The sequence below is a fragment of the Burkholderia sp. AU31624 genome (assembly GCF_020420065.1).
Lineage (GTDB): Bacteria > Pseudomonadota > Gammaproteobacteria > Burkholderiales > Burkholderiaceae > Burkholderia.
On record NZ_JAIZRT010000002.1, the window covers coordinates 966104 to 983459 of the forward strand.

General features: G+C 68.4%; 14 protein-coding genes. 9 read left to right on the forward strand and 5 right to left on the reverse strand.

The window, feature by feature from the left end; translation table 11 throughout:
• The first annotated feature begins 114 nt into the window (after positions 1-114).
• Complete coding sequence (locus tag LGM89_RS09625; protein WP_226272926.1) at positions 115-921, forward strand: uracil permease; 807 nt, start codon at positions 115-117, stop codon at positions 919-921.
• Between the two features lie 56 nt (positions 922-977).
• On the forward strand, positions 978-1475 hold the full coding sequence (locus LGM89_RS09630) for an SRPBCC family protein (protein WP_089498160.1): 498 nt from the start codon (positions 978-980) through the stop codon (positions 1473-1475).
• 64 nt (positions 1476-1539) lie between these two features.
• On the opposite strand, the gene LGM89_RS09635 is transcribed toward LGM89_RS09630, so the two are convergent.
• The gene (locus tag LGM89_RS09635) at positions 1540-2262 is read right to left on the reverse strand and encodes a haloacid dehalogenase type II (RefSeq protein WP_226272927.1); all 723 of its coding nucleotides are present in this window, start codon (positions 2260-2262) and stop codon (positions 1540-1542) included.
• A gap of 395 nt (positions 2263-2657) precedes the next feature.
• Between LGM89_RS09635 and LGM89_RS09640 the strand changes: the two genes are divergently transcribed.
• The 4 genes from LGM89_RS09640 (at position 2658) to LGM89_RS09655 (ending at position 7691) form a co-directional block, all read left to right on the forward strand.
• Positions 2658-3065 carry a hypothetical protein gene (locus tag LGM89_RS09640; RefSeq protein WP_226203860.1) on the forward strand — a complete coding sequence of 136 codons (408 nt, stop codon included), beginning with the start codon at positions 2658-2660 and terminating at the stop codon, positions 3063-3065.
• A 63-nt stretch (positions 3066-3128) separates the two neighbouring features.
• A complete protein-coding gene (locus LGM89_RS09645; RefSeq protein ID WP_226272928.1) occupies positions 3129-4763 on the forward strand; it encodes an LVIVD repeat-containing protein in 1635 nt (544 codons plus the stop codon).
• Positions 4764-4855: 92 nt separating this feature from the next.
• On the forward strand, positions 4856-6178 hold the full coding sequence (locus LGM89_RS09650; protein WP_226272929.1) for a DUF6765 family protein: 1323 nt from the start codon (positions 4856-4858) through the stop codon (positions 6176-6178).
• 1 nt (position 6179) lies between these two features.
• Positions 6180-7691: a hypothetical protein gene (locus tag LGM89_RS09655; protein WP_226272930.1), complete on the forward strand. Its 1512-nt coding sequence runs from the start codon at positions 6180-6182 to the stop codon at positions 7689-7691.
• Here the strand turns inward: LGM89_RS09655 and LGM89_RS09660 are convergent.
• Both LGM89_RS09660 and LGM89_RS09665 read right to left on the reverse strand, forming a co-directional pair.
• The gene (locus LGM89_RS09660) at positions 7654-8556 is read right to left on the reverse strand and encodes an AraC family transcriptional regulator (protein WP_226203852.1); all 903 of its coding nucleotides are present in this window, start codon (positions 8554-8556) and stop codon (positions 7654-7656) included. The two genes, LGM89_RS09655 and LGM89_RS09660, sit on opposite strands and share 38 nt — an antisense overlap.
• Positions 8557-8821: 265 nt before the next feature.
• On the reverse strand, positions 8822-10672 hold the full coding sequence (locus tag LGM89_RS09665) for a sulfatase-like hydrolase/transferase (protein ID WP_226272931.1): 1851 nt from the start codon (positions 10670-10672) through the stop codon (positions 8822-8824).
• 134 nt (positions 10673-10806) lie between these two features.
• Between LGM89_RS09665 and LGM89_RS09670 the strand changes: the two genes are divergently transcribed.
• Together LGM89_RS09670 and LGM89_RS09675 are read left to right on the forward strand one after the other, a co-directional pair.
• Complete coding sequence (locus LGM89_RS09670; protein WP_226272932.1) at positions 10807-11823, forward strand: LysR substrate-binding domain-containing protein; 1017 nt, start codon at positions 10807-10809, stop codon at positions 11821-11823.
• Between the two features lie 336 nt (positions 11824-12159).
• Complete coding sequence (locus LGM89_RS09675; RefSeq protein WP_226272933.1) at positions 12160-14409, forward strand: putative bifunctional diguanylate cyclase/phosphodiesterase; 2250 nt, start codon at positions 12160-12162, stop codon at positions 14407-14409.
• Between the two features lie 27 nt (positions 14410-14436).
• Here the strand turns inward: LGM89_RS09675 and LGM89_RS09680 are convergent, their stop codons facing one another.
• A complete protein-coding gene (locus LGM89_RS09680) occupies positions 14437-15504 on the reverse strand; it encodes a diguanylate cyclase domain-containing protein (RefSeq protein WP_226272934.1) in 1068 nt (355 codons plus the stop codon).
• A 67-nt stretch (positions 15505-15571) separates the two neighbouring features.
• The gene (locus LGM89_RS09685; RefSeq protein ID WP_226272935.1) at positions 15572-16576 is read right to left on the reverse strand and encodes a chemotaxis response regulator protein-glutamate methylesterase; all 1005 of its coding nucleotides are present in this window, start codon (positions 16574-16576) and stop codon (positions 15572-15574) included.
• 339 nt (positions 16577-16915) lie between these two features.
• Between LGM89_RS09685 and LGM89_RS09690 the strand changes: the two genes are divergently transcribed.
• The gene (locus tag LGM89_RS09690; protein WP_089497275.1) at positions 16916-17344 is read left to right on the forward strand and encodes a hypothetical protein; all 429 of its coding nucleotides are present in this window, start codon (positions 16916-16918) and stop codon (positions 17342-17344) included.
• The last annotated feature ends 12 nt before the right edge of the window (positions 17345-17356 follow it).

Genomic DNA, 17356 nt, shown 5'->3' on the forward strand with positions numbered 1-17356 from the left:
TGGCCGCGGCGAAGGCGGCTGTGCGGTTCATTGCGTGAACACGACCCGGCGGCGAACTTGCCGGCAAGCGAAGCATTGAAGAATCGGGGAATCGGGGAATCGGGGGCAAGACAGATGGCATTGACGCATGCGGGCAAGGTCTTCGTGGTGTGTGTGGCGGTCTTTGCCGTGGCCGCTTATTGGCTCGCGTCGCGCATGGTGCGCCGCCAGTCCGGCGCCAGGCACGGTGCGAAGGGGGCGCCGAATCGCGGCGCGGTCGCATTCTGGTGGCTCGTGTGCTTTTGCCTGCTGTCGCTGTTCTTCCCGTTCGCGTACTGGATCGGCGACGAACTCTACGTACTGACCGTCTCGCCGAAATACGAGGCGACGGTCGTGTCCTACACGTCCGAGTGGGATACCTGCGAGCGCCACGATAGCGACGGGCGGACCGAACGGTATCAGTGCCTGAAATACACGTCGATCCTGGAAGCCGCGCTGCCCGACGGCAAGCGCGTGGTGATGCCGGGTAACGTCCGTTCCGGCGGTGCGCCGGAAATCGGCGAGCGGATCGATGTCGTGTTGCCGCCCGGTGCGGATCAATGGCACGAACGCAGCGTGCGCAGTGTTGGCCTGCTGGCCGGCGGCGGGCTGATGGTCGCGATGATCGGGTACTTCCTCTACCTGATCGCGGCGTACGGCGCCGGCCGGAACCTCGACGGCGCGGCCCGCTTCGGTGTGGCGGTGGTCATGAACGGGCTCGTGCCGCTCGGCGCGCTGCTGATGGAAATCGGGTTCCTGAGCGTGCCTTACCGCTACTGGGCGCGCGGGAATCCGGAAGATTGGCCGGTGTGGGTGCTGGCGCTCAGCCTGTTGTTCGCGCTCGCGCTGCTGCCGTTGCTGCTCATCTACGCGCGAACGGCCTGGCGCGCGGTCGTGAAGTAACGGAGGCGGCGCGGTTGTGCCATCATGGCCGCACCGACAGCCGCCAGGAGACGGTCGTGGAAATTCATTCGCAGTGGACGTTCGATTGCCGGCCCGAGCATGTCTGGCCGCATTTTCTCCATGCCCGGATGGACGACACGCGGCCGTTGCTGTTCCGCCTCGGCGTGCCGAAGCCGGTCAGTTGCCGCGTGCTGGAAGGCGTGCCGGCCGTCGGCAACACGCGGCAGTGCACGACCGATCGCGGCACCATCGACCAGCGGATTCTCGTGCTCGACGAGCACCGCCGGCTGCGTTACCGGATGGTGGCGTCGACGGTGTGGTGCCGCGACTGGGTCGGGCTGCTCGAGGACGAATTCACGCTGACGCCCGTCGAAGGCGGCAGGACCCGCGTCGAGCGGCGCACCGTGTTTCGCGCACGCGGCCTTTTCAAGCCGGTTCGGCAGATCGGGTTGTGGCTCGCGTTGCAGCAGGCGCACCGGTATGCGGCCCGCAACTGGCGGCGCTTGGCGATGGCGGCGCAGGGGCGGGCGGCCGAGATGGCGCCGGCGCGTTAGGCCCTTGGAGCCGGCGCCCGACGAGCCGCCGGTCACCCCGCGATCGCGCACCGGAACCCGGTTTTCAACCCGGGCACTCGAGCCGGTCCGCGAGCTCGTTCAGATCCCTGACGTCGAAGTCCCACGCATCATCGGCTTTCAGGTCGGTCGTCTGGCCGGGCCCGTGTTCGGTCGGCCGCAGCACGAACGCGGTCGACAGCCCCTGCCGGCGCGCGGCCGCAAGATCGCCGTTGTGCGCGGCGACCAGGCACAGCTCGGCCGGTTCGACGCCGAGAATCTCGACGGTGTCGCTGTAGACCTGCGGCGACGGCTTGTACGCGCGAACGACCTCCGCACCGAGAATCGCATCCCACGGCAGCCCCGCGCGTTTCGCGACGTCGACCATCAGCCGGATGTTGCCGTTCGACAGCGGCGCGATGATGAAGCGTCGCTTCAGTCGTTGCAGCGCCGCGACGGCGTCGGGCCACGGGTCGAGGCGGTGCCACGCGAGGTTGAGCGCGTCGATGTCGGCGTCGGGCACGTCGTCGATCCCGTAGCGGTCGAGCGTGCGGACCAGGTTCTCGCGGTGCAGGACGTCGAGGCGCACGTAGCGGCGGCGGCCGCTGCGGATTTCTTCCATCGACGGCGAATATTCGGCCCGCCACGCATCGGCGAATTCGAGCGGGTCGAGCGCGGGGGCGTAGCGGTCGAGGAACGCGGCGGCGCCGCGTGCGACGCCGCTTCTCCAGTCGACGATCGTTCCGAAGACATCGAAAACGAGCGCCTTGATTTCGGCAGGGTTCGTCATGGTGATCCCGTGAGGGTCGATCGATGAGGTGGCGAATCGCCGTGCCGCCCGATTGCGCGGCGCCGGTTCGATCGACATTGAATCACGGATACGGAAAAGCGGTTGGGACGGTCGCCAGGTCGAACGGCCCGGCCGCGTGGCGCGTGAACTGTCCCTTGGACATCGGCACCCCGCGAGATTCGCGGGTGACTCATCGGGAATCCTTCGCGCACCCCGTCCGGCCGCCCCGGCTCGGGTTACTCCGGACGCAATTTTCCGACAACCCGCAATAAGCCGATATCGCCGCATCGGGCCGCTCTCTACCATTTGTCGAACGGCTGAGCGCCGCGCCGATGGCCGGCCTGCGGGCACAACCACACCGCGCAGCGTGAGAGCCGATGAAACGGAGCGCCGCCATGGAGGAGAGGAATCCGCGACCGCGGCGTCGACTCGTCGCGTTGATCGCGACCGTGTCGGCGCTGGTGTTCGCCTACGGTGTGGCACGACATCTGTCACACGCGTCGACACGCCCCCCGGATCAACAGGTTTTTTCCGTCGACGTCGATCGGGACAAGGCACCCTGGGAGCGATCCGTGATTGCGATTCGCGAAGGCGTGCCGGCGCATATCCGCGTGCGTTCGCGCGAGGCGGGCGTGCTGATGGCGCATGAAATCCCGGGTGCGCTCGCGGCCTGCACATCCGGAACCGATCAGTCGATGGACATTCTCCCGGTCGGAATCACCGGGCGCTTTTCGCTGCACTTTCACAGCCGGACCGGCGAGCAGATCGAGGTGGCGGTCATCGAGATCTATCCGGATAACTAACGATAAAGATGGAACGGAACGTAACGAAACTCGAAACGAAGTTCGAAACAGGAGGAGGCAAAGATGCACGCACTGAATCGCCTGGCGATCACGCTATCGCTCGGCACACTCATGCTCGCCGGCTGCGGCGGGGACGATAACGTCACGACGAGCGCGACGCCCGCCGTATCGGTGGCCGACTACGTCGTGCCGCGCGTGCCCGGCTGCAGCCCCGGCGATACGCCCGAGACGGCGCTGCAAGGGCAGGTGCCCGCCGCACTGCGTCAATCGGGATTCGGCGGCTTCAACTGCAACCTGAAGCGCGTCAGCCAGGTGCAGGGCGAAGGCGCGTCGTGGTCGGCCGCGACCTACACCGACCGGCAGGGCAAGACCTGCTTCTACCATGCGACGATGGGCGCCACGCCGGCATTCAACAACCCCGATGCGCCGCCGCGCGTGAACCCGGGCGTGCCGGTGATCGACATCACCGACCCGGCCAAGCCGGTGCGGGTGAGTTCGCTGACGTCCACGGCGATGATCGATCCGTGGGAATCGCTGCGCGTGAACGTCGCGCGCGGGATTCTCGCCGCCGATAACGGGCTCGGCGGCGGCGCCGGCCCCGAAGTCGACCTGTACGACGTGGCGACCGACTGCACGCACCCGCAACTGCTCGCGAGCGTACCGATCGGCACGGGCGCCGACGGCGGCATTCTCCCGAGTGCCAAGCCGATGGGCCATGAAGGCGGTTTCTCGCCGGACGGCTTCACGTATTACATCGGCGGTGCCTATTCGAAGTCCTACTACGCAGTCGACGTGACGATCCCGACGCGGCCGAAGCTGATCTCGGCGATCACGATGGCCGACCTGGGCTTCGGGGCGGTTCCGCACGGGTTGTCGGTGAGCCAGGACGGCAACCGCGCGTACTTCATCGGCCTCGGCAACACGGGCGCGGCGGCCGGCGCGGGCGCACCGCCGCTGGACAACGCGAACTCGAACGGCGACAACGGGTTCTTCGTCATCGACACCAGCGAAGTGCAGAGCCGGCGCCCCAATGCGCAGATGCACCGGATCGCGACGGTGCCGGTGCGCGACGGCAGTGCGGGGCAGCACACGATTCCGTTCAAGGTGGGCGGCAAGCCTTATCTGGTCGAAGTGGATGAAGGCGGCTCGGGCGGGATCCAGGATCCGGGCGCGGCGGGCGTGAAGGCCGCGTGCAACGCCGGGATGACGCCGTTCCCGCTGGGCCATATCTACGACATGTCGAACGAGGCGGCGCCCAAGCTCGTGTCCGAGCTGCGGCTCGAAACGCATGCGGTGCAGAACTGCAGCAAGGTGATGCCCGACATCCTCGGCCTTTCCACCTTCACGTACGGATCGCACTACTGCAGCGTCGACAACCGGGAGAACGCCACCGCGCTCGCGTGCAGCTACTTCAACTCGGGCGTGCGCGTGTTCGACATTCGCGATCCGGCGAAGCCGAAGGAAATCGCGTACTACAACCCGCCTTCGGCAAAGTCGCCCGGCGCCGGTTCCGCGCACCTGATGTTCGGCCAGTACCGCCCGGGCGGCCCGGACTGGTGTGCGTCGCGTCTCGATTTCGACTTCGACCGCCATTTGCTGACCACGGCGTGCCAGGACAACGGCCTGCTGGTGCTGTCGTTCGAGAATGGGGCGTGGCCGTTCCCTGAAAGCACGAAAGCGACGGAGATCGGCAATTGATGCACGGCAGACAGGTTGCTCGCGGGTCGTCGCGTGAAGCGATCGCAACCGGCAGGGCAGGCGTGCGAGGCCGCGCCCGGAGAAATCCGGGCGTGGCCGGGCTGGCCCTGCTGGCGGCGCTTGCCATGCCGCTGACGTGCTCGGGGTTCGAAGCGGATGTGCACTTCGGCCTCACGTTCTGGCTGGCGCGGCAGGTGGGATTCGCGCCCGGTGAAGCCGACGCGATTGCGCTTGCCGACCAGCGGCTGGATGCCGGCTCGATCGAATACATGACGTCGCCGCTGCAGTTCGCTTGCCTGTCGCGCTTCGCGCCCGATGCGCGGGACACCCAGGTGGCGCACTATCCGAGCGAGACGCGGGTGCCGGCCGCAGCGGCAGCCCGGGTCGTGGTGCCGGACGGCCCGGCGCCGCGCTCGTTGGTCGACGCCGCGCTGCGGCGTGCGGAAGGGCGCAACGCGGGATTCATGCTGGGCGAGTTCGGCCGGGCGCTGCATGCGTTGCAGGATGCGTGGGCGCACCAGGGTACGCCGTCCGTACCGGACTGGCGCCGCTACGGGATTGAATGCGACGCCGGTCTGGCGATGGCCGCGCCGGTCGAGCGCGGTGGGCCGCCCGGCCACGCCGCCGAGATGACCTGGCGTTGGCCCGTCGATACGGAGGCGATGGCGAAGTCGACGTATCTGCAGATGATTCGTTATCCGAAGATCAACGGCGCGTCGAGAAATGCGCTGCCGTGGGAGCAGGTCCGGCCGATGCTCGCCGGTTTCATCGACGCGCGAACCAAGCAGGCGAAAGCGGGCTGGTTCGCTTCGAACGGCGTGAAGGACACATCGTTTCTCGACGGCACGAGCCTGCCGGATGGCCCCGCCTGGCAGGCGGTCCGCTGGCACGGCCGGCGCGACGTGCCGAAGCCGGCCTCGCCGGGCGCGCAACCCGGCGTCGACAAGGGGCTGACCGATTTCTACGCGCGCTTCTTCAGCGACTGGGTCACGACGTCGCCGGTGGATAGGCGTTGGCTGCCCGCCCTGGCTGCCGGTCGCACCGGCAAGCCCGACGGCGCGCTGGTCGAGCAGTTGACCGGCTGGCGCTTGCGGGATCACGGTGCCTATCTCGCCATCGGAACCCCGTCGCAGCCGACGGCAAGCGCCAGCGCGATCTTGCGCAACCGTGCGTCGTTCGCGGTCTTCAAGTCGTTGAACGATGCGGTGCTGCCGCTCATCGTGGAGGGCGACAAGCCGTCGCCGATCCTGCCGTTCCTGGTGTTTCCGCTGCCCGATTCGGCGGACGGCAACAAGCGCGCCGTCGCGTTGATCAAGCTGCTCGATGCACCGTACGACACGATCGGCGTGGTGTCGGAGCAGGGAAGCGGGGCCGGCTGGAAGGTCACGGGACTGATTGCGTCATCCGATTACTGACATGCACGACGACTTCGAATCCGGTGCGAGCCACCCGCCCAGCCTCCACGCACCGCGCCGTAACGCGTGGCGGGCCGCGGGGGCGGCCGCGCTCCTCGCCTGCGCGCCGACCGGTGCCGACGCGCATGCATGGAATATTCCCTACTACCTGCCGGTGCCGTTGTGGCTCTATGCATACGCGGCGACCGGCACGCTCGTGGTGTCCTTCATGATCCTGGCGTTCGCATCGGGCTCGGGCGCGCATGTGCCGGTCACGCGCGCGCCGGCGATCCGCTGGCGGCGGGCATGGCGGATACCGGCCGTGGCGCTCGCTGCGGTGCAGGCCGTCAGCCTAAGCTTCGTCATCCTGCTGATCGTGTCGGGCCTCTTCGGCACCCAGAATCCGTTCGTCAATCTCGGCATGTCGGGATTCTGGCTGTGGTTCTACCTGGGGTCGATCTATGTCAGTGCGGTGTTCGGCGACCTCTACGCGTTCACGAATCCGTTCGCATTGATGCTGCGGATCGCGGCGCGCTGCGCCCCGGCAATCGACCGGGGCCGGTATCGCTATTCGCGTGGCCTCGCATCGTATCCCGCGCTGTTCGTGTATGTCGCGCTGATCGCGCTGGAGTTGTTCGGCGCGGCACGGCCGCGAGACGCCAGCCTGTTTCTTGCCGGCTATGCAATCTACGCATTGGCCGGTTCATTCTGCTTCGGCCGCGACGTGTGGCTCAGGCATTTCGATGCGTTCGGCATCCTGTGCGGATTGTGCGCGCGACTGTCGCCATTCGAATGGCGTCGCGGGTCGGCGCGCGAAATCGGCATCAGGCTGAGGAATCCGGTCACCGCGATGGCAGCGGAGCCGCCGTTCGACACCAGCGTCGTGATCTTCCTGTCGTTCATGCTGTCGTCGACGGCCTACGACGGCCTGCGCGATACGGCCGTGTGGAACACGTTCTTCTGGCGCGGCATCTATCCGCTGATCGTCGCGGTGTTGCCGGCGCTCAAAAACAACTACGCGATTGCGGGAGACCTCGTGCTCGCCGGACAGTGGGCCACCTTTGCCGCGGTCGGGCTGGCTTACCATGGGCTGTTCCGGGGCTTCTGCGCGCTCGGCGCGGCGGGGTCGCGTTCAGGGCTGGATGGCGGCGCGTTTGCGCGGCAGTTCTGCCTGTTGCTGTTGCCGATCGCGCTGTTCTACAACGTGTGCCACTACTTCACGCTGTTCATCGATCAGGGGCGGCAGGTCGTTTCACTGCTGTCCGATCCGCTCGGCATCGGCTGGAACCTGCTGTCGATCGAACCGGCGCAGGTCGCGCCGACCGCGCTCCTGATCAACGTCGGCACCATCTGGCATGCACAGGTCCTGCTGATTCTCGCCGGGCATGTGCTGAGCGTGGTCGTCACGCACGCGATCGCCGTCCGTCATCGCGTGCTGGCCGGCACCGTGGTGCTCAACCAGTTGCCGCTGCTGGTGTTGACGATCGCGCTGACGATCAGCGGCCTGTGGATCCTGTCGCTGCCGCTCGCGTGACGTTCGCCGCGCGCGGCTTGAGCCCGGACGGCGAGCATCCCCACCGTTTGCGGAAGGTTGCGGAGAAGTGGCTGGTGGTCGAGAAGCCGCACGCGAGCGCGGCCTCGGTCACATCGCATCGTCCGCGTTCGATCAGGTCGCGGGCGGCTTGCAGCCGGGTTTCGACGATGTACTGATGCGGCGTCATCCCGTTGGCCTTCTTGAAGTTCCGGATGAACGAATACAGGTCGCCGGGGTAGTCGACCGCTTCGGCAAGCGTCACGAGCGTCAGCGGATCGCGGAAGTTGTCGCGGATGTACTCGACGGCCCGTCGCATGCCCTGCGCATGCGTGTACTCGCGGGCCTTGCGCGTCGACTCGAGATACGACATGCGGCCGAGCGCGGCCGCGCCGAGGGTTTCGACGTAGGTCGGCCCCGACGGCATCCCCGCGACCGCATCTTCATGAATACTCCGGATGATCTGCACGAGCAGATCGTCGCTGACGTCGAAGCGGGGCACGGCCGGCACGGTCGGCGTGCTGGCCAGCAGGCCGGAGCGCGACAGCCAGGCCACGTCGAAGTGGACGGCGAGCCACTCGATATCGTTCGACCACCGGCTGGAACACGCGAAGCCGGGCGGCACGTAGGTCAACGGCGTGCGCATCACGTGCGCGGCCCAGCCGTTGCCGTCGGTGCGCATCTCCAGTCCCGTCGGTGCGCGCAAGTGCAGTGTGAAGACGGGCTCGGTCGTCTCGAGATCGATCACCTCCGACGCATTCGCGATGTAGTGATCGATCGCGACGACGCCGCGCGACGGCGTCGCAAGCTGCCGTTTCCAGCTCGCGGGCGGTTGCCAGTTCGACCGGCGTCCGTCGGGATGTTTCACACATACATAGTTCAACGCTGGCCGGTTCTGCATGCCGTTTCCCTTCATGTAGCCCGGATCCGGGCGAAGCGCGCGCTCGCCGCGATGATCCGCCTTGGAGAATCAGCACACTGTAGGGCGTCATGCTTACTCGATGCTTACCTGTCCCGACCGATGACGAAAAGAGACGCCCCGCGTGCGATCGCATGGCGCGACCGCACGGCAGCGGATCACGGGAGGCGGAATCATCCGACGATTGCCGGTTCGGGAGGGCAGGTGGCCGCCTTCAATGCCCCTTGCGAATCTGCACCTGCACCTTGCCGTCGCGGATCGGCATGACGTCGGGACTGTCGTCGCCCACCTCGCTCGCGATCAGGTCGTTCAGGCGGCCGTTCATCGCGAGCAGCAGCTCGCCGTGCCGCTTCCGGTCCATCGCGAGATTGCGCATCTCGCCCGGATCGCTCGCGATGTCGAACAGCTCGACGTCGTTGCGCGCGAACAAGCCCTCCATCGTCGTCGGCCGGTTGAATTCGAGCGGCGAGAAGTAGCGCGTGAACCGGTAGCGGCCGTCGAACACGCTGCGGATCGTGCCGCGCAACCGGAAATCCGGCTGCTGCGCGAGCGCGCGGCGCAGCAGCTCGTCCTCGGGCACGCCTTTCTGGCGCATCGTGCCCAGTTCCTTCAGCATCCATTCGCTGTCGTAGTAGAGCAGCATCGCGTAGTTGAACAGCGTGGCATCACGGGCCGCGTGCCGCTTCGCGTCGGCCGGCTTCGCGAGCCAGCGCGTGAGGTCGTGCCCCTTCAGCGCGCTGCCGCGAATCGATGCGAGCCGCGCGTCGTCGAGACCGGTGAGACCGAGCAGCGTCGGCGCGATGTCGATGTGCGACGTCAGCGCATCGCACTGCATGCCGCCCGGATACGCGGGATGGCGGATCACGAGCGGCACGTGGTTCTGCGGCTGGTATGCGGTCGCGCCCTTGCCGACGAGCTGGTGCGCGCCGACGTGATCGCCGTGGTCGGCCGTCATCACGACGATCGTGCGTTCGTCGAGGCCGAGCGACTGCAGCGATTGCAGCAGGCGCACGACATGCGTGTCGCAGTCGCGTACGCAGTTGAAGTAGTTGTCCTGATAGATGCGCAGGCGTTCGTCGGTGAACGGATAGCGTCCGACCAGGTTCGCATGCGCGGCGTTGAACATCCCGTGCGCCGGCGGCCGCCCCGGCTCGTCGTACGGCTGCCGCCGCGAAGCCGCGAGCGGCACGTCGTGCCATGACGTGCGATACAGCGCGTCGTTCGGCGGCGGCGCGTTGCCGAGCATCGGGTGGTTCGCGTCCTGCACCGTCGAGCCGTTCGTGTCGGTGTTCACGAACATCGCGTCGTGCGGGTTCACCAGGTTCACCGCGAGGAACCACGGCTTGCCTTCCTTCGCGAGACGCGGCGCGTGGTTGCGCATCCAGCTCACCGCCGCCTCGGCCGTGATCCCGTCGTACTGGTAGCCGCCGCGCACCATCCCGATCAGGTCGCCCACGCCGAAATAGTCGTCGAAACCGTACGACCGGATCGTGCGGTTGTAGTCGGCCACGGGTGCCGTGTACGGGCTCGCGGTTTCGTGCATCGACGCGCTCAGGTGCCACTTGCCGAGATACGCGGCGTAGTAGCCGGCGTCGCGCAGCATGTGGCCGACGGTGCGCACGTCCGGCGACATGTCCTTCTGCCAGGGCACGCCTGCGTTGTCGAGCACGCCGGTGTGCTGGATGTGCTGCCCGGTGTAGACCGTCGAGCGCGACGGCGAGCACACGCAGGCGGCGATCTGGTGGTGCATGAACGTGATGCCGTCGCGGCGCAGCGCTTCGCGGCCCGGCACCGGGAACGGCCAGCGATCGAAGTGGCGCTCCTGGTCGGTCAGGATGAACAGGATGTTGTAGCCGGCGGGCGGCGCGGCGGGCGCGGTCGTTGCGCCGTGGAACGCGGGCGCGGGATCGACGCCCGCGCCGGTGGCGACCGGGGCGGCCGGCGGCGCGCTCGCGGCCAGCGCTTCGGCGCCGAAGCCGGCTGCCGCGACGGCCGCGCCGGCCCGCTTGAGGAACTGGCGCCGCGGGGTGGGTTCGGCGGCGGGGGTGTCCTGATCGTCTTTCACGTCGGCTGTCTCCTGGTCATGCCGGCTCGTGCCGGGGGTTTTCATGCGGACGACTATGCGGCAGGATCGTGTATCGATCGATGAAAGATCAGGGTCGATCGATAACCTGACGAATATGAATGACGGAGGCGCCCGTGACCTACGATCCACGCGGCCCGGCCCGCCGCACGCGGCCGGAACCGCTCGCGCCGCCCGGCGCGCCGGCCCACGAGCAGCGCATCGCGCAGGCGCTGCGCCGGCTGCGCGTGCGCGACATGGAAACGCTCGACTCGCTCGGGCGCACACGCAGCTTCGCGCGCACGGCCGAGGCCGCGTCGATCACGCAGCCCGCGCTGTCGAAATGGCTGCGCGAACTCGAGGACGCGCTCGGCCTGCCGCTGTTCGAACGCACGTCGCGGCGCGTCGCGCCGACCGTCTACGGCGATGCGCTGCTCGAGTGCATCGGCCGCGTGCTGACCGACATGCGCGGCGTCGCGCCCGCGTTCGACGCGTTGCGCACCGGCACCGGCCGCCCGGTGTCGATCGGCCTGCTGCCGAACATGGCGCCGCAACTGATTCCGGGCGCGCTGGCGTGGCTGCGCGAAGCCGGCCGGCCTGTGCAGCTCAACGTGCGCGAGGACACGCTCGACCGGATGCTCGCGCAGGCGCAGCGCCACGAGCTCGACCTGCTCGTGTGCCGGCTCGACGCGTCGGCGCTGAGCGCGGGGCTCGACGTCGCGCCGTTGTACCGCGACGACATGATCGTCGTGTGCGGGCCGCGCCATCCGCTGCTCAGGCGCGCGCGGATCGGCTGGCGCGACGCGGCCGCGTTCCCGTGGATCGCTCCGCCGCTCGGCTCGCCCGCGCGCGCGGCGCTGGACGCCGAGTTCGCGAATGCGGGCTTGCCGCCACCGCCCGTGCTGATGGAATCGGTGTCATGGCAGACCAACCGCGTGGTGGCCGGGCAGTCGCCGTGCCTGTTCGTGCAGTCGTCCCGCGCGTTCGAGCTGGCCGTGCGCGCGGGCGAGCGGGTCGGCCGGTTGCCACTGAAGCTGTCGACGATGCCGGAAACGGTCGGCGCGCTGTATTCGGCGCCCGCGGGCGTGTCGGTCGCGGCCGCGATCGATGCATTGAAGGCCGTGACGCGCATGGAACCCGGCGCGGTGCCATGAACGCGAACGGAGCCGCGCGCCGCCACAATCTGACGAACGGTTTGCATGCCCGCCGCGCAGCCCATGCGGCCGTGCCCCGGGCCGTCGCGCCGCGTGCAAGTCTTTCGGCGAGCTGACTACCGGGTGCAACCGCCGTGCCGACCACGCGTAACCCCTGATGCACGTGGATGCGCCACTGGTCACGGATTGGTGTTAAATGTATTTCGGCGCGCGTTGGCACCGCGCGCAATACGGGGCGCACCGGGCATCGGCGTAAACCCGGAGCGAAATTCGGCACGAAGGATCGAAAACGAATCGGGCGCATCAGACCCGATCGGACAGACGGCAGGATTCATCTTGAATACCGAACCGCAAAGTTCTCGTTACAGTCCCGGACTCGCGGCGGAAGTGCTCGCATCCGAGCAAAGCGTGCTGAGGCTGATCACGCGCAACACACCGCTGCCGGAACTGCTCGTCGAGGTCTGCCGGCGCGCCGAGGCGTTGCTCGGCGACGGCGCGTCATGCACGATCCTGCTGCTCGATCCCGACGGCGTGCACGTGCACGTCGGTGCCGCGCCCTCGCTGCCGGTGCGGTACAGCACGGCGATCGAAGGCGCGTCGATCGGGCCGGCCGCCGGCTCGTGCGGCACGGCGATGTACCTGCGCCGGATGGTCGTCGTCGAAGACATCGAAACCGATCCCCTGTGGGCCGACTACCGGGCCGTCGCATTGCCGCTGGGCTTGCGCGCGTGCTGGTCGGTGCCGTTCCTCGACGACGCGGGCGTCGTGCTCGGCGCATTCGCCGTCTATTACCGCACACCGCGCCGGCCGGGCGACGAGGCGACCGAACTGTTGCGCGACATCGGCAACAGCGTCGGCCTCGCGGTGCACCAGGACCGGATCGCGCGACAGCTCGCGCGCAGCGAGGAACATCACCGGCTCGTGGTCAACAGCCTGAACGAAGGGATCGTCGTGGTGTCGCGCGACGGCGTCGTCGTCGCGAGCAACCCGAGTGCGAACCGGATGATGCGCGTGAAGGGCGACCTCGTCGGCCGGCGGCTGTCGACGGTGATCCTGCGCAAGCTGCACGAGGACGGCACGCCGATCGCGCCGGACGACTGGCCGAGCCGGCGCGCGCTCGAGACGGCCACGCCGATGCTCGGCTACACGGTCGGCTTCGGCCTGGCGGACGGCGACATCATCTGGGTGCGCGGCAACGCGGTGCCAATCGTGAAGCCGGGCGAGCAGCAGGCCGATTCGGTGATCGTGTCGTTCAACGACATCGGCCCCGTGCGCGAAGCGCAGCAGCAGTTGCGTTACCTCGCGACGCGCGATGCGCTGACGGGCCTCTACAACCGCCGCTGGCTGGGCGACCGCATGCGCGAGCTGTTCGGCGGACACGATGCGGCGGGCGGGCCCGCGCGCGTCGCGATCCTGTTCATCGATCTCGTCGGATTCAAGAAGGTCAACGACACGGCCGGCCACGACGCGGGGGACGCGCTGCTGCGCAGCGTGGCCGCGCGGCTCGCGGCCTGCGGCGGCGGCCAGCACGCGCTGACGCGGGTGGGCGGCGACGAGTTCGTGATCCTCGTCGACGACTGCGACGATCCCGACCGGCTCGAGGTGCTCGCGCGCGAGGTGATCGACGCGATCGCGAAGCCGTTCGCGATCGCGAACAACGAATACTGGCTCGGCGTGTCGATCGGGATCAGCGTCGCGCCGCGCGACGGCGACGATGCCGTCACGCTGATGCGCAATGCCGATTCGGCGATGTACGACGCGAAGCAGCGCGGCCGCAACCACTTCACGTTCTTCACCGCGCAGCTCAACCTGCGGCTGCAGCGCCGCTTCGCGATCGAGCAGTCGCTGCGGCGCGCGCTGTCGTCGGACATGCTGCGGCTCGCGTATCAGCCCGTCGTCGACGCGCGCAGCGGCCGCACGGTCGGCGCCGAGGCGCTCTTGCGCTGGACGAGCCCCGAGCTCGGGCCGATGTCGCCGGCGGAGTTCATTCCGGTCGCGGAAGATACGGGGCTGATCGTCGCGATCGGCCAGTGGGTGCTCGAAACCGCGTGCCGGCAGGCGGCCGAATGGCGCCGCACGATCGCGCCCGACCTGATGCTGGCCGTCAACCTGTCGCCGCGGCAGTTCCACGAAGGGCTCGTCGAATCGGTCGGTCGCTGCCTCGCGCAGACGCGGCTCGATCCGTCCGCGCTCGAACTCGAGATTACCGAAGGACTGCTGATGAATGATACGGACACCGTGCTGCCGATGCTCGAGGCGCTCACGGACATGAACGTGCGGATCTCGGTCGACGATTTCGGCACCGGCTATTCATCGCTTGCGTACCTGAAGCGCTTTCCGCTGCACAACCTGAAGGTCGACCGCTCGTTCGTGTCGGGCGTGCCCGATCATCACGACTCGGTCGCGATCACGCAGGCCGTGGTCGCGATGGCGCATTCGCTCGGGATGAAGGTCACGGCCGAAGGGGTCGAGACGCAGGCGCAATCGTGGTTCCTGCAGCAGATCGGTTGCGACATGCAGCAGGGCTATCTGTTCAGCCGCCCGCTGGATCCGGGCGACTACGCGCGCCGGCTCGGCGCCGTGTGAGCGCGGCGCGCGTTCGGCGTTCGGCGCTCAGTCGACGCGCGGCCCGCCGAACCCGCCGGGGACCGGCGTCGTCGGCGTCGCATCGATCTCGACGCGGTTCTTGCCTTCGTGCTTCGCGCGATAGAGCGCGCGGTCGGCCGCTTCGATCAGCAGCGTCGTCGGCAGGCCGGGCATCGGCACGATGGTCGCGCCGCCGATGCTGATCGTCACGGTGTTGCCGGTCGACGAATGCGCGTGCCGCAGCCGCAGCGCCTCGACCGCGAGGCGGATCTTCTCGCCGAGCAGCCGCGCGGCGCCCGGCGACGTGGCCGGCATCACGACCGCGAATTCCTCGCCGCCGAAACGCGCGGCGAGATCGCCCGACTGGCCGAGGCAGCGCTCGATGGTCGACGCGATCTGCTTGAGCACGCTGTCGCCCGACACGTGGCCGTACGTGTCGTTGTACAGCTTGAAGTTGTCGACGTCGATCATCAGCAGCGACAGCTCGCTGCGCTCGCGCGTGCCGCGCCGCCATTCGGCGGCGAGGTATTCGTCGAGATAGCGCCGGTTCGACAGTCCGGTCAGGCCGTCCGAATGCGTGAGGCGTCGCAGCTCGAGATTGGCTTCGAGCAACTGCTGTTGCGATTGCCGCAGCGCGCGGTAGGCCTCGTCGCGTTGCAGCAGGTTCATGTACGAGCGCGAGTGGTAGCGCACGCGTGCGACGAGCTCGATGCGGTCGGGCAGCTTCACGAGGTAGTCGTTCGCGCCGGCCGCGAACGCGGCGCTCTTGATCACGGGCTCTTCCTGCGTCGACAGCACGATGATCGGCACGTCGCGCGTCGCCGGATTCTCGCGGTACGCCCTCACGAGGCTCAGCCCGTCGGTGCCGGGCATCACGAGGTCCTGCAGGATCACGGTCGGCCGTGTCTCAATCGCGGTGGCCATCGCGTCGTCCGAACGCGGGCAGTAGTGGAAATCGATGCCGTCCTCGTCGACGAGCGCGCGCCGCACGGCTTCCGCGACGATCGTCTGGTCATCCACCAGCAGCACCATCGCCGGCACGTCGACGGGCGGCGTGTGGGGGCCGCCTGGCGGGCGAGTCAGGTCAATGGTCATGGTCGAGGCGGGTTGTTGCGGTTGTTGCAGGGGCAGACATGGGTGTTGCGCGTGTTCATCGTCGGGCTCAGATTCTCGCGAGCGCCGCCAGCTCGCCCGCGATGCGCCCGAGCGGCAGGATCGCGCGTGCCGCGCCGAGCGTCGCGGCCGCTTTCGGCATGCCGTACACGGCGCTCGTCGCCTCGTCCTGGGCGATCGTATGGTAGCCCTTCATCCGCAGCGCCTTCAGGCCGATCGCGCCGTCGCGGCCCATCCCGGTGAGCAGCACGCCGATCACGCGGCCGGGCCAGTGCTCGGTCAGGCTGTTGAAGAACACGTCGACCGACGGGCGATACGGCGTGGCGGCCGGCTCGCGCGTGTATTCGAGCGTGCCGTCTCGGGTGATGCGCAGGTGGTCGTCGGTCGCGGCGAGCAGTGCGACGCCCGGCTGCGGGCGATCGCCTTCGCGCGCGACGCGTACGGCGAGCGGTGTCTGGCCGTCGAGCCATTGCGCCATGCCTTCGGCGAACGCGCGGTCGACGTGCTGGACGATCACGATCGGCGCGCTGAAATCGGCCGGCAGGCCGCCGAGCACGGACGCGAGCGCGCCGGGGCCGCCGGCCGATGCGCCGATCGCGATCAGCGGGCCGCCGCCGGCGCGGGCGGCCGTGCCGGCGACGCGCGTGCCGCCGGGCGCGTCGAGCAGGCGGCCGATCTGGTCGATCTTCGCGAGCAGCAGGCGGGTCGTGTCGCCGGCCGCGCCGTCGCCGAGCCGCGGCGTATCGACCGCGTCGAGCGCGCCGGCGCCCATCGCCTCGAACACGCGCCAGGCATTCGCGCCGATGCAGCTCGTCACGATCAGGATCGCGCACGGTCGTTCGGATCGCATGATCCGCCGCGTCGCTTCGATCCCGTCGAATTTCGGCATGATCAGGTCCATCAGCACGACGTCGGGCGGCTGCGCGGCGCACAGCTCGACGGCTTGCGCGCCGTCGGTCGCGACCCACAGCACGCGGTGCTCGGGCCGGCGCGCGATCGCGCGGCGCATCGCCTCGACGGCAAGCGGGAGGTCGTTGACGATGCCGATGTTCACAAGCGGAATTCTCCGGTCGGTTCGTAGTGTTGGAGGTAGGCCGGGTTCATGGAAGGGGCTGCCTGTTCGGCGCCGCCGGACGGCATCGGCGGCCGGACGGCACGGCATTCTTTTCGGTTGGCGACGCCCGCATGCTGTCATGCGGCGCGGGCGGCGGCAATCGAAAAATTCGCGCATGGTGCCGTTTCAGTGCGTTTCCTCTATGACGGCGCGGTGTTTGCCGACAGCAGGGGAGCCGGGTCGGCCCGCGCATGCCGGTCCGGCGGTTTCGGCACGACCGGCCGCGGAAGCCGGCATGTTACCGTGGCGGCTTCGATAAAAATGACGGGAGAATGCCGGATGACCGTGCCCGACACCCTGCTGGTCAGCCGCGATCCGTATGCGCCGATCGTGACCGAGCACGACGGCCGCTTGCTGTACCGGATCCCCATCGAGAGCGGGCATGCGTCGTTCCACCGCGATTTTCCGGTCGATCCGGAAGCGGTGCGCGTGCTGCGCGACGATGCCGAGCGGTTTTACTTCCTGTTCGCGGCGCTTCACCATCCGTACCAGCTGCGCGCAACGAACCTGTCCGACGCGGAACGCGAACGCTACTTTCGCACGATCCTGTTTGCCGGCCGCGACGAGGTCGAAGCGTTCATGACGGAACTCGACCGCGCCAGCAACGGCGCGGTCGCGAACCTGCTGAGGATCTTCACGCAGGCCGACTACCGGCAACTGCGCGCGGGCCGGTGGTTCGACATGGGCGCCGGTACGCCGGCCGCGTAGCGCCCGGGGCTG

What these genes read in the sequence shown, in the direction of transcription:
- LGM89_RS09625 (WP_226272926.1), top strand. Translation starts at nt 115, where the DNA reads ATGGCATTGACGCATGCGGGCAAGGTCTTCGTGGTGTGTGTGGCGGTC.
- LGM89_RS09680 (WP_226272934.1), bottom strand. Translation starts at nt 15,504, where the DNA reads ATGACCATTGACCTGACTCGCCCGCCAGGCGGCCCCCACACGCCGCCC.
- LGM89_RS09655 (WP_226272930.1), top strand. Translation starts at nt 6,180, where the DNA reads ATGCACGACGACTTCGAATCCGGTGCGAGCCACCCGCCCAGCCTCCAC.
- LGM89_RS09635 (WP_226272927.1), bottom strand. Translation starts at nt 2,262, where the DNA reads ATGACGAACCCTGCCGAAATCAAGGCGCTCGTTTTCGATGTCTTCGGA.
- LGM89_RS09690 (WP_089497275.1), top strand. Translation starts at nt 16,916, where the DNA reads ATGACCGTGCCCGACACCCTGCTGGTCAGCCGCGATCCGTATGCGCCG.
- LGM89_RS09640 (WP_226203860.1), top strand. Translation starts at nt 2,658, where the DNA reads ATGGAGGAGAGGAATCCGCGACCGCGGCGTCGACTCGTCGCGTTGATC.
- LGM89_RS09645 (WP_226272928.1), top strand. Translation starts at nt 3,129, where the DNA reads ATGCACGCACTGAATCGCCTGGCGATCACGCTATCGCTCGGCACACTC.